This window comes from Gemmobacter lanyuensis (assembly GCF_014652355.1).
In the GTDB taxonomy this organism is placed as follows: Bacteria; Pseudomonadota; Alphaproteobacteria; order Rhodobacterales; family Rhodobacteraceae; genus Gemmobacter; species Gemmobacter lanyuensis.
The window spans coordinates 50,782-62,177 of record NZ_BMYQ01000008.1; the positions used below are offsets into that span (position 1 = coordinate 50,782).

Sequence of the window (11,396 nt, forward strand, 5' to 3'; positions counted from 1 at the left end):
TTCACTTGGTTTGGGTTTTTCCGAGTTCCGCAGCCACAAAATCGACCACGGCCGCGACCGCGGCGGCCGAATCGGGCTGCCCTTCCTTCAAGGCTTCGCGCAGGTAGACGCCATCGATCAGCGCCCCCAGACTGGCCGCCACAGTCTCGGCCCGCCCGGCAACCAAAGGTCGCAAACAGGCCAGAAGATTCGACCGCAGACGTCGCTGATAGACTGCCAACAGTCGCCGCGCCTCAGGCACGGTCTGGGCCAGCACATAGAAATTCAGCCAGGCACCGACGGCTTCGCGCCGGAAATTGCCGGGACTGAAGCTTGCCCGCACGATCGCGTGCAACCGCGCCTCAGGCCCTTCGCCAGCTGCAGCAAGTGCCCCGCGCACTTCGGCCCCGTACAAGGACAGAATATGGCGCATCGCGGCAAGGAACATGTCCTCTTTCGCGCCGAAATAGTGATGCGCTAGCGCCGAGGACATCCCCGCCCGCTTTGCGATCTGGCTTACGGTCACATCAAGCGACCCGGCGCGCCCGATCTCAACGATGGTCGCTTTGACCAGCGCTGCCTTTCGGATAGGTTCCATTCCAAGCTTCGGCACCGCAGGACCTGTTCAAAAAAACACTTGCCAAACCGAGCTAGCGCGAAGTTTATTGACTCGTCAATCAACAAAAAGCGCACGACCGCTAACACTCAGGGAGTACCCCAATGATCAAACTGAAATCCGCCATGCTGGCCACCGTGGCGACGCTTGCCCTTTCGGGGACCGCCTTCGCCGCCGGCTGCGACAAGGTGACCTTCTCGGATGTGGGCTGGACCGATATCACCACCACCACGACTGCCGCCCGTCTGGTTCTGGAAGGCCTTGGCTATGAGGTCGAAGTGAAGATGCTTGCCGTGCCGGTGACCTACGAGGCGCTGAGCAAAGGCGACATCGATGTCTTCCTCGGCAGCTGGATCCCGGCGCAGACCGCTGCGGTGCAGCCCTACCTCGACAACAAGACCGTCGAAGTGCTGACCACCAACCTGCAGGGCACCAAATATACCCTCGCCGTGCCGACCTATCTTTATGACAAGGGCCTGAAAACCTTTGCCGATGTGCCGAAGTTCAAGGATGAGCTGGAAGGCAAGATTTACGGGATCGAGCCGGGCAACGAAGGCAACGGTTACCTGATCAAGCAGACCGCCGCGGGCGGGTCGCTGGAAGGCATGGAAGTGATCGAAAGTTCGGAACAGGGGATGCTGGCGCAGGTTGCGCGCCTTTACCCCGAAGAGAAGGCCGTGGTCTTCCTGGGCTGGGAACCCCATCCGATGAACGCGAACTTCTCGCTGAAATACCTGACCGGCGGTGAAGAGTTCTTCGGTGAGGAAGGCGTCGTGAACACCGTGACCCGCACCGGCTATGCCGCCGAATGCCCGAACACCGGCACGCTGCTGAAGAACATGACGTTCACCCTGCCCATGGAAAACGAAATCATGGGTGCGATTCTGGATGATGGTGAAGAGGCCGGCGATGCCGTGACCGCCTGGATCAAGGCGAACCCGGCGGTGCTGGATGGCTGGCTTCAGGGCGTGACCACCAAGGACGGTGGCGATGGTCTGGCCGCCGTCAAGGCAGCCTTCGGTCTGTGATCTGACCGGACCGGATGACGGGGGCAGCCCGCGCGGCCCCCGTCTCATTTGCGCGCGTTTTCGCCCCACCTCCTCCAATCGAAGAAAGGCCGCGGATGGACTGGCTTTACAGCATCGACTGGCTGACCGACTACAAACTGCCCATCGGCAAATGGGCCAAGCAGATCTTCACCTGGCTGAATGACAACGGCGGCCCGGTGTTTGAATTTCTGCGCTTCATCATGCAATCGGTAATCGACGGCTGCCTGTTCGTCCTGACCGAAACCCCGCCGCTGCTGATCATCGCCGCTTTCCTCGGGCTGACCTGGTATCTGCAACGCAGCTGGAAAACCGTGGCGCTGGTGGCGCTGAGCTTTCTGTTCATCCTCAACCAGGGCTACTGGGACGAAACGATGCAGAGCATGACGCTGATCCTGCTGTCCTGCGTGACGTGCATGGGCTTTGGCGTGCCGCTGGGGATCATGGCCGCGCATCGGCCGCGATTCTATCGCGCCGTCAGCCCGGTGCTGGACATGATGCAGACGCTGCCGACCTTCGTCTATCTGATCCCGGCCATCGTGTTCTTCGGCATCGGCATGGTGCCGGGCCTGATCGCCACGGTGATCTTCGTGCTGCCCGCGCCGATCCGTCTGACGCATCTGGGCGTCTCGTCCACCCCGACCGCCCTGCTCGAAGCCGCAACCGCCTTCGGCGCCACGCCGAGCCAGCGCCTCTGGAAGGTCGAACTGCCCTGGGCGCTGCCGCAGATCATGGTGGGGCTGACGCAATCCATCATGCTGTCGCTGTCGATGGTGGTGATCGCGACAATGGTCGGCGCCAATGGCCTTGGCACCCCGGTCGTGCGCGCGCTTGGCACGGTGGACACCCGGCTGGGCTTTGAATCGGGCTTCATCATCGTGGTGGTGGCCATCATGCTTGACCGTATGCTGAAGGTGACCCGCGCATGACCGCCGTCGAATTTGATCGCGTCTCCATCGTTTTCGGGGACAACCCGCAGGCCGCGCTGCCGCTGATGGATCAGGGAAAAAGCCGGGCCGAGGTGCAGGCCGCCACCGGGCAGGTGCTGGGCGTGCATGATTGTTCGCTGACCGTGAATGAGGGCGAGATCCTCGTCCTCATGGGTCTGTCGGGTTCGGGCAAGTCCACGCTGCTGCGGGGGGTCAATGCGCTCAATCCCGTGGTGCGGGGCGAGGTGCGCGTCTCGGACGGTGACCGTATGGTCAGCGTGACCAAGGCCGACCCCGAAACCCTGCGCCGTCTGCGCCTGTCGCGCATCGCGATGGTGTTTCAGCAATTCGGCCTGCTGCCCTGGCGTACCGTGCGGGAAAATGTGGGCCTCGGGCTAGAGCTTGCCGGCATCCCGGTCGAGGGCCGCCGCAAGGCGGTGGACGAACAGCTGGAGCTGGTGAACCTGACGCAATGGGCCGACCGCAAGGTGGGCGATCTCTCGGGCGGCATGCAGCAGCGCGTGGGCCTTGCCCGGGCCTTCGTGACCCAGGCGCCGATCCTGCTGATGGATGAACCCTTCTCGGCGCTTGACCCGCTGATCCGGGCCAAGCTGCAGGACGAACTGCTTGACCTGCAGCAGCGTCTGAAGCGCACGATCATCTTCGTGAGCCATGACCTCGACGAGGCCTTCAAGATCGGCAACCGCATCGCCCTGATGGAGGGCGGGCGCATCGTCCAATGCGGCACGGCGCGCGAAATCATCGCCAATCCGGTCGATGACTATGTGCAGGACTTCGTGGCGCATATGAACCCGCTCTCGGTACTGACCGCGCGGGATGTGATGATCGCGGGGCCATCCTCGGCCAGTCTCTCGGTCGATGCCGAACTGCCGGTGAAGGCGGTCATGTCCATGCTGCACGACGGTGCGACCGAGATTGCCGTGACCGAAGATGGGCGTTGCATCGGCCATATCCAGCCCGCCCATGTCATGGGGCGGCTGGTCGATCCGCGCGGCTGACCAAAAACTGACCGCGCGGCCCCCGCGCGGTCCTTCATCACCGCTGGATGCGCGTGAACCCCACCTGCCCCTGAACCCCAGAAACATCCCGCAGCGTCAGGGTAGTGTCGTCGATATATTCCAGCTGCCAGCAGGCATCTTCGGCCGGGTCATCGCCATATCGGTAAAGGCTGATCGTCATCCCGCCGGGTTCAACGCCGCTGGCGCAAGCGGTGCCAAGCGTCATCTGGAAGCGGGCCGTTTCCTGATCCATCTCCATCTCCGCCCAGTCGAGCCCGTAGATTTCGATATGGAAGGGGCTTTCCTCCTCCACCGGCTGCCAGGCGCCCTGCAGCGCGCGCAGATTGCCCTCATTCAGATCGTCAGACAGGGCCTCGACCTCGCTCAGCGCCAGATCAGCATTGGCATCCCCGATATTCGACAGATCCCCGCTGACCCGCACCGCAGAAAGCGGCGCGATCCCGGCCAGCGCGCGGGCGGCGGCGCCCCCGTCGGCAGGCACAAACAGCGTATAGCCTCGCGCGCCGACAAAGCAGCCCTCTTCCCCACAGGCCAGAAGATAGCCCTCACCGGAAAAGGGCTCGCCCTCTTGGGCGGGGGCGGCGGTGGCCCATAGGGCGCAAGTCAGGATCAGGCAAAACTGGCGCATGGCACGGCTTTCACAAAGCAATCTGCCGCAACCCTACCAGCGCCCGATCACAAAGCAATGCCCCCGCCGAAGCGGGGGCACTGGATCATTCCAGAATGTCTTCTTGGGGCGGGGCCTTAACCTTGGTCTTGGCAGGTGCCTTGGCTTTGGCAGGGGCCTTTGCCGCGGCCTTTTCGGCCTTGGGTTTGGCGGCGGCCTTGGCTTTCGGCTCTGCCTTTGCCTTGGGTTCGGCCTTTGGCTTGGCCGCGGCCTTCTTGGTGGGCTTCTTCGACTTGCCCGCCTTTTCCGCGATCAGGGCCAGCGCCTCGTCCAGCGTCACCGCCTCGGGCTCAACCCCTTTGGGCAGGGTCGCATTGACCTTTTCCCATTTCACATAAGGACCATAGCGCCCCGGCATGACAGAGATGATGCCGCCATCCGGATGGGCGCCAAGCTCGCGCAGAGGTTGCGCCGCCGCAGCCCCGCCCCGCGCCCCGCCGCGGGCGGCCTTTTGCGCCAGCACCTCGACCGCGCGGTTCATGCCGATGGTGAAAACCTCTTCCACCTCGGGCAGGTTCGCATAGGTCGTATTGTGCTTCACATAGGGGCCGAAGCGGCCGATCCCGGCCTCGACCACCGCGCCATCCTCGGGGTGCGGCCCGATCGCGCGCGGCAGGTTCAGCAGCAGGAGCGCCCGTTCCAGATCAAGGCTTTCCGGCGACCAGCCCTTCGGCAGGCTGGCCCGCGGGGGCTTGGGCTGTTCGGTCGTGGCCTCACCCTTCTGGACATAGGGGCCAAAGCGCCCGGCGCGCACGGTGACGGGCAGACCGTCTTCATCCTGCCCCAAGAGCTTGCCATCCGGGGTGATCGCGCCCGAATCGTCCCCCGCCGAAATAGGGCGCGTGTAGCGACATTCGGGGTAGTTGCCGCAACCGATGAAGGCCCCGCCCGACCGTGCGGTCTTCAGATGGAGACGCCCCGACCCGCAGGTCGGGCAGGCGCGCGGATCGCCCCCGTCCGCCCGGGGCGGATAGAGATGCGGGCCAAGGAATTCGTCGATCTTGTCCAGAACCTCGCTGATGCGGAGATCGGCGGTTTCGGCCACGGCGGCCGAGAAATCGCGCCAGAACCGGGCCAGAACCTCTTTATAATCCCGCTCACCGGCGGACACGTCATCCAGCTGACCTTCCAGATCGGCGGTGAAGTCATATTCCACATATTGCCGGAAGAAGTTGGTCAGGAAGGCCGTGACAAGACGGCCCTTGTCCTCGGGGATCAGGCGGTTCTTGTCGCGGCGCACATATTCGCGGTCCTGGATGGTCGTCAGGATCGAGGCGTAGGTCGAGGGGCGGCCGATGCCCAGCTCTTCCATGCGCTTGACCAGCGTGGCCTCGGTATAGCGAGGCGGCGGCTGGGTGAAATGCTGCTCGGGCGCGACCTTGCGCTTTTCGGCGGCTTCGCCCTGCATGATCTGCGGCAGGCGGCCTTCATCCTCACCATCATCGTCGCGGCCTTCGTCATAGACCTTGAGGAAGCCGTCGAACATCACGACCTGCCCGGTCGCGCGCAGCCCCACCTGCCCATCAGCCGAGGCGATATCGACGGTCGTCCGCTCCAGCCGCGCGGCGGCCATCTGGCTGGCGATGGTGCGCTTCCAGATCAGGTCATAAAGCTTGCGCTGATCGGCCTCGACCAGACGGAGCGTTTCGGGTGCGGCGGACATATCCGTCGGTCGGATACATTCGTGTGCCTCTTGCGCGTTCTTGGCCTTGTTCTTGTACATGCGCGGGCTGTCGGGAACATAGGCCGCGCCAAAACGGTCCTTGATCGCCGCGCGGGCCGCCATGACCGCCTCGGGCGCCATATCGATCCCGTCGGTCCGCATATAGGTGATATGGCCAGCCTCATAGAGCCGCTGCGCCGCCGCCATGGTCGCCTTGGCGCCCATGCCGAACTTGCGGCTCGCCTCTTGCTGGAGGGTCGAGGTCATGAAGGGCGGATAGGGGTTGCGCGCGGCGGGCTTCGATTCGACCGTGGCGATTTTCAGATCGCGCGACTGGACGGCCTGCACCGCAATCTCCGCCGCCTCGGCGGTGGGGATGTCGAACTTGTCAAGCTTCTTGCCCCCGAGGATCGTCAGACGTGCCTCGAACTCCTGCCCGCGCGGGGTGGCCAGCACCGCCGTCACCGACCAGTATTCGCGGGCGCGGAAGGCCTCGATCTCCATCTCGCGTTCAACGATCAGGCGCAGGCAGACCGATTGCACCCGACCGGCCGATTTCGCCCCGGGAAGTTTGCGCCACAGCACCGGCGACAGGGTGAAGCCCACCAGATAGTCCAGCGCGCGGCGGGCCAGATAGGCCTCGACCAGCGCCTCATCGACATCGCGGGGGTTCTTCATAGCCTCGGTCACGGCGGATTTGGTGATGGCGTTGAAGGTGACGCGGCTGACCTTCTTGCCCTTCTTCAGGCTTGAGGCCAGCGCCTCTTTCAAGTGCCACGAAATCGCCTCCCCCTCACGGTCAGGGTCGGTCGCGAGGATGAGTTCATCATCCGTCTTCAGCGCCTCGGCAATCGCACGGACATGCTTTTTGCTTTCGGCAGCGACTTCCCATTTCATGTCGAAATCATGTTCGGGATCGACCGACCCATCCTTGGGCGGCAGGTCGCGGACATGGCCATATGAGGCGAGCACCGTATAGTCGGAGCCGAGATATTTGTTGATTGTCTTGGCCTTGGCCGGAGACTCGACGACGACGACTGCCATGAATACCTCTTGCGCCCTGCCCTGCGGCGGCGCGGAAAGATGTGTGCGACGCTGCCCCCATGTCAAGGCAAACCCGCCGCGTCAAGGGGAGGCGCATCATCACGGCGTTTGACGCAGGGCCGACAACACCCCCATCATTGATCGCGATTCCGCCTTCATCACAGGATTTTCGATGCGTTTTCTGCCGCTGGCTTTCGTCCTTTTCGCCCTGCCCGCCCAAGCCTGGACCGAACCGCCGCGCGGCTCGGCAGAACGGCGCGCCATGATGGATGCGATGCGCCCTTTGGCAGAATGGGATCTTGGCGCTCCCATCGAATTCATCGTGCAATCCTTGCGGGTCGAGGGGAAGGTCGCCTTCGCCGCGGTCGAACCCCAACGCCCCGGTGGCATCCCGATCGACCTTGCCAGGACGCCACTGGTCGAACGCGACGGGATGGACCCGGACTACCTGGATGGCCCCGCCATGCAGGCGCTTTTGCAAAAACAGGGTAACACATGGGTCGTGGTGCATCACGGCATCGGGGCCACCGATGTCTGGTACGCCGACCCTGTCTACTGCGAAAACTGGGGGCCCGTACTGCCCGAGATCTGCCGCTGATGCCCGCATCATGGCCGGCAGATCAGCCCGCCGGGCTGGCGGATGACCTGCCCCTCCAGCTCCAGCGTCAGCAGCTCGGGCGTAACTTCGGCGGCAGAGACGGCCAGATCGCGGATCAGCTGATCCTCGGCCACGGGGCTGGGGGAGAGGCGGTCGAGAATCAGGCGGTGCAGCGCCGCTATGTCGCGCAGCGGGCGGCGCTGCGACACCGGCCCCGGCAGAGGTGGCAGATCGGGCACCGCAAGCGGCGGTTCGGGCGGGGCCACCACGCCCAGCGCCTCGATCACATCGGCCGCGGACCTGACCAGCGTGGCCCCTTCGCGGATCAGATGATTGCAGCCGGCCGCGCGGGCATCGAAGGGATGGCCCGGCACGGCAAAGACCTCTCGCCCCTGGTCGGCGGCCTCTTTCGCGGTGATGAGCGATCCGGACCGCGCCGCCGCCTCGACCACCACCAGCGCCCGCGACAGCCCCGAGACGATGCGGTTGCGCTGCGGAAAGTGTCGCGCCTGCGGTTCAAGGCCGAAGGGCTGTTCGCTGAGTAGGCAGCCCTTCTCGGCAATTTCGGCGGCGAGGCCCGCGTGTTCGGGCGGATAGACCACGTCCAGCCCCCCGGCCACCACGGCCACAGTGCCGGTGGGCAGGCTGGCGCGATGGGCCTCGGCATCAATGCCCCGCGCAAGGCCCGAGGCGATGACAAATCCCGCCTCCCCCAACGATTCGGCCAACCGCCGCGCCATCCGCCCCCCAAGGCTTGAGGCATTGCGCGCGCCCACCAGCCCCACCACGGGGCGCGCAAGCAGCGCCGGGTCCCCCTTGACCCAGAGCACCGGTGGCGCGTCGGCGATTTCGGCCAGAAGCGCAGGATACCCCGGGCCACCCAGGCACAGTAACCGTGCGCCCTGCGCGCGGGCCGCCCGGATTTCCTGCAAAACCACTGCCTCGGGGCAAGGTTCATAACGCTCTACCCCCGCCGCGCGGGCAATTTCGGGCAGCGCCGCCAAGGCCGCCGCAGCGCTGCCGTGTTCGGCCACAAGCCGGTGAAAGGTCGCCGGTCCAACCCGGCGCGACCGGATCAGGCGCAGACAGGCGATTTGCTCAGCCTCGGCCAAGGGGCGCGGCGGCAGGGGGCAATCGGGGTATGGGCCGGAATTCATCTGTCCGCTCCTTCTTTCTGCGGATCAGATTGCGTCAGGGTGGTTAATGGCCCGTAAAGATTCGCGACGAGATTGCAGGCGAATGTGTAATGCTTGCGATGGGGACGCAGTCACGCTAGGCCAAAGCCATGAAGAGTTCCGATCCAGAAGACGCCCGCAAATTTGTGGCCCGTGGGGTGGCGCATGTCGCCTTGCCGAAAGTGACCGAGCCAGTCTCTGTCACCTTTGTTCTGGCGCCGAAATTTACCATGCTGGCGTTCACCTCGGCGATCGAGCCGCTGCGCGTGGCGAACCAGCTGACTGGCCAGATGCTGTTCCGCTGGGGAACCTTCAGCGAGGATGGCAAGCCGGTGGCCTGTTCGAACGGCGTGCCGGTGGTCCCCGAGGGCACCCTGCCCGAAGCACCGCCGCCGGGTTATGTGCTGGTCTGCGGCGGGGTCGAGCCGGAAAACCAGATCACCCCCACGCTGGGCGATTGGGTCCGGGCGCAATGGCGGCGCGGGCGCACGGTGGGCGGGCTTTGCACCGGGGCCTATGCCTTGGCGCGGGCGGGTATCCTCAAGGGACGGCGCTTCACGCTGCATTGGGAGAACCTGTCGGGATTTTGCGAAACCTTCCCCGATCTGGAACCCGCGCGGCAGGTTTTCTGCATCGAGGACCGCATCGTCACCTGCGCGGGCGGGATGGCGGCGGCGGACCTGATGCTCAAACTCATCCATGACCGCTACGGCGCACAGCTGAGCCAGGAGGTCATGAACATGTGCCTTCTGACCCAGCGCCGCACCGAAGAGGATGAGCAGATCACCTCGTTGGCCGCGCGCCTGGGCACGCGGAACGAAAAGCTGATCAAGGCGGTGGCCTTCCTGGAAGCGCGGATCGAGGAAGAGTTCGACCTGGACGCCTGCGCCGATCACCTGGGCGTGTCGCGCCGTCAGATCGAGCGGCTTTTCAACCGCTATCTGGGTGTGACACCCGTGCGCTACATGAACGACCTGCGCCTTCAGCACGGTCGGGCGCTGCTGGCGGAAACGGATATGAGCGTGACCGAAGTGGCGGTGGCATGCGGCTATGCCTCATCAAGTCATTTCTCGAAAAGCTTCCGCAAGAAATACGGCGTCTCGCCCTATCGCTTTTCGCATTTCGGCAGCTAGGCGCGCCGGTGCATCAGGGCCGCCCCAATGGGCGGCCTTTTCCGTCCTGCCCGGTGTCGCAATTCTGGTTGCGAGGGCTGCCATCTTTTGATCAAACTTCGATCGAAGATTGTGATCATCCCGCTTCCGCGGCGTGAAAGGACCAAGAGATGCTCAATACCGAAGTCGCCCAGCGGCGCGTCGAGGCGGTGGCCCGGGGCGTGGGTATGCAGACCCAGATCTATGCCGACCGCGCCCGCAATGCCGAAATCTGGGATATCGAGGGCAACCGCTATATCGACTTTGCCGCAGGCATCGCGGTGGTGAACACCGGCCATTGCCACCCCAAGGTCATGGCCGCCGTGACCGAACAGATGGGCCGCTTTACCCATACCTGCCATCAGGTTCTGCCCTATGAGAACTATATCCGCCTCGCCGAACGTCTGAACGCCGCCGCGCCGGGGGATTTCCCCAAGAAGACGATCTTCGTCACCACCGGGGCCGAGGCGGTGGAGAATGCCATCAAGATCGCCCGCATCGCCACGGGGCGCAATGCCGTCATCGCCTTTGGCGGGGCCTTCCATGGCCGCACCTTCATGGGCATGACGCTGACCGGCAAGGTCGAACCCTACAAGAAGGGTTTCGGGGCGATGATGCCCGATGTCTTCCACGTGCCTTTCCCGCAGGATGTGCACGGGATTTCGACCGAAGATGCGATGGCGGGGATCACCAAGCTCTTCAAGGCCGATCTCGACCCCGCGCGCGTGGCCGCGATCATTCTGGAACCCGTGCAGGGCGAAGGGGGCTTCTACCCCGCCCCGGCCGATCTGATGCGCGCGATCCGCAAGCTCTGTGATGAGCATGGCATCGTGATGGTCGCGGATGAGGTGCAGACCGGCTTTGCCCGCACCGGGACCATGTTCGCCATGCATGGCTATGACGTGGTGGCCGATATCACCACCATGGCCAAGGGTCTGGGCGGCGGGCTGCCGATTGCGGCGGTGACGGGCCGGGCCGAGATCATGGATGCGGCCAACCCCGGTGGTCTGGGCGGCACCTATGGCGGCAACCCGCTGGGCATCGCCGCTGCCCATGCCGTGCTGGATGTGATCGAGGAGGAAAAGCTGTGCGACCGCGCCAATGAACTTGGGTCGCGGCTGAAGCAGAAGCTCGAATCGATCCGCGCGGTCACGCCCGAGATCAGCGATATCCGCGGCCCCGGCTTCATGGTGGCGGTGGAATTCGCCAACCCCGAAAGCAAAGTGCCGGATGCCGATTTCACCAATCGCGTGAAGTCCGAGGCGCAGAAGCGCGGGCTGATCCTGCTGACCTGCGGCGTTTACGGGAATGTGGTGCGCTTCCTGGCGCCGATCACCATCGAGGACCACATCTTTGCCGAGGCGATGGAGATCCTGGAAGCTTCGGTCGCGGCCGCGCGGCAGGGCTGAGAAGGTGGAAGCGGGGGCCAGCCCCCGCACCCCCGGGATATTTGTGCCAAGATGAAAGAGGATCGGGGGGGCGCGGCGG

10 protein-coding genes are annotated in these 11,396 nt (G+C 64.5%); 6 read left to right on the top strand and 4 right to left on the bottom strand.

The window, feature by feature from the left end; translation table 11 throughout:
* Position 1: 1 nt before the first annotated feature.
* Positions 2 to 577: a choline-binding transcriptional repressor BetI gene (betI, locus tag IE101_RS13045; RefSeq protein ID WP_189634292.1), complete on the bottom strand. Its 576-nt coding sequence runs from the start codon at positions 575 to 577 to the stop codon at positions 2 to 4.
* Positions 578 to 699: 122 nt separating this feature from the next.
* Here betI and choX point away from each other — a divergent pair, with 122 nt between their 5' ends.
* From choX to choV, 3 genes are all read left to right on the top strand, one after another.
* Positions 700 to 1,623: a choline ABC transporter substrate-binding protein gene (choX, locus tag IE101_RS13050; RefSeq protein ID WP_189634293.1), complete on the top strand. Its 924-nt coding sequence runs from the start codon at positions 700 to 702 to the stop codon at positions 1,621 to 1,623.
* Positions 1,624 to 1,718: 95 nt separating this feature from the next.
* On the top strand, positions 1,719 to 2,570 hold the full coding sequence (gene choW, locus IE101_RS13055; RefSeq protein WP_189634294.1) for a choline ABC transporter permease subunit: 852 nt from the start codon (positions 1,719 to 1,721) through the stop codon (positions 2,568 to 2,570).
* Positions 2,567 to 3,589: a choline ABC transporter ATP-binding protein gene (gene choV / locus IE101_RS13060; RefSeq protein WP_189634295.1), complete on the top strand. Its 1,023-nt coding sequence runs from the start codon at positions 2,567 to 2,569 to the stop codon at positions 3,587 to 3,589. The genes choW and choV overlap by 4 nt, the downstream gene beginning before the upstream one ends.
* A 37-nt stretch (positions 3,590 to 3,626) precedes the next feature.
* On the opposite strand, the gene IE101_RS13065 is transcribed toward choV, so the two are convergent.
* On the bottom strand, positions 3,627 to 4,238 hold the full coding sequence (locus tag IE101_RS13065; RefSeq protein WP_189634296.1) for a hypothetical protein: 612 nt from the start codon (positions 4,236 to 4,238) through the stop codon (positions 3,627 to 3,629).
* A gap of 85 nt (positions 4,239 to 4,323) precedes the next feature.
* Positions 4,324 to 6,984, bottom strand: coding sequence for a type I DNA topoisomerase (gene topA / locus IE101_RS13070; RefSeq protein WP_189634297.1), 2,661 nt, complete (start codon positions 6,982 to 6,984; stop codon positions 4,324 to 4,326).
* Between the two features lie 172 nt (positions 6,985 to 7,156).
* Here topA and IE101_RS13075 point away from each other — a divergent pair, with 172 nt between their 5' ends.
* Entirely contained in the window at positions 7,157 to 7,582 is a 426-nt protein-coding gene (locus IE101_RS13075) for a hypothetical protein (protein ID WP_189634298.1), read from the top strand.
* A gap of 8 nt (positions 7,583 to 7,590) precedes the next feature.
* Here the strand turns inward: IE101_RS13075 and dprA are convergent, their stop codons facing one another.
* Positions 7,591 to 8,739 (bottom strand): DNA-processing protein DprA, encoded by a 1,149-nt coding sequence (gene dprA / locus IE101_RS13080; protein WP_189634299.1) that lies wholly within the window; start codon positions 8,737 to 8,739, stop codon positions 7,591 to 7,593.
* Between the two features lie 128 nt (positions 8,740 to 8,867).
* Between dprA and IE101_RS13085 the strand changes: the two genes are divergently transcribed.
* The gene (locus IE101_RS13085) at positions 8,868 to 9,890 is read left to right on the top strand and encodes a GlxA family transcriptional regulator (protein WP_189634300.1); all 1,023 of its coding nucleotides are present in this window, start codon (positions 8,868 to 8,870) and stop codon (positions 9,888 to 9,890) included.
* 149 nt (positions 9,891 to 10,039) lie between these two features.
* Positions 10,040 to 11,317 carry a 4-aminobutyrate--2-oxoglutarate transaminase gene (locus tag IE101_RS13090; protein ID WP_189634301.1) on the top strand — a complete coding sequence of 426 codons (1,278 nt, stop codon included), beginning with the start codon at positions 10,040 to 10,042 and terminating at the stop codon, positions 11,315 to 11,317.
* The last annotated feature ends 79 nt before the right edge of the window (positions 11,318 to 11,396 follow it).

Bases quoted from the DNA above. Each gene is read 5' to 3' on its own strand.
- topA (WP_189634297.1), bottom strand. From the start codon at position 6,984: ATGGCAGTCGTCGTCGTCGAGTCTCCGGCCAAGGCCAAGACAATCAAC.
- IE101_RS13075 (WP_189634298.1), top strand. From the start codon at position 7,157: ATGCGTTTTCTGCCGCTGGCTTTCGTCCTTTTCGCCCTGCCCGCCCAA.
- IE101_RS13065 (WP_189634296.1), bottom strand. From the start codon at position 4,238: ATGCGCCAGTTTTGCCTGATCCTGACTTGCGCCCTATGGGCCACCGCC.
- betI (WP_189634292.1), bottom strand. From the start codon at position 577: ATGGAACCTATCCGAAAGGCAGCGCTGGTCAAAGCGACCATCGTTGAG.
- choX (WP_189634293.1), top strand. From the start codon at position 700: ATGATCAAACTGAAATCCGCCATGCTGGCCACCGTGGCGACGCTTGCC.
- IE101_RS13090 (WP_189634301.1), top strand. From the start codon at position 10,040: ATGCTCAATACCGAAGTCGCCCAGCGGCGCGTCGAGGCGGTGGCCCGG.
- choW (WP_189634294.1), top strand. From the start codon at position 1,719: ATGGACTGGCTTTACAGCATCGACTGGCTGACCGACTACAAACTGCCC.
- dprA (WP_189634299.1), bottom strand. From the start codon at position 8,739: ATGAATTCCGGCCCATACCCCGATTGCCCCCTGCCGCCGCGCCCCTTG.
- choV (WP_189634295.1), top strand. From the start codon at position 2,567: ATGACCGCCGTCGAATTTGATCGCGTCTCCATCGTTTTCGGGGACAAC.
- IE101_RS13085 (WP_189634300.1), top strand. From the start codon at position 8,868: ATGAAGAGTTCCGATCCAGAAGACGCCCGCAAATTTGTGGCCCGTGGG.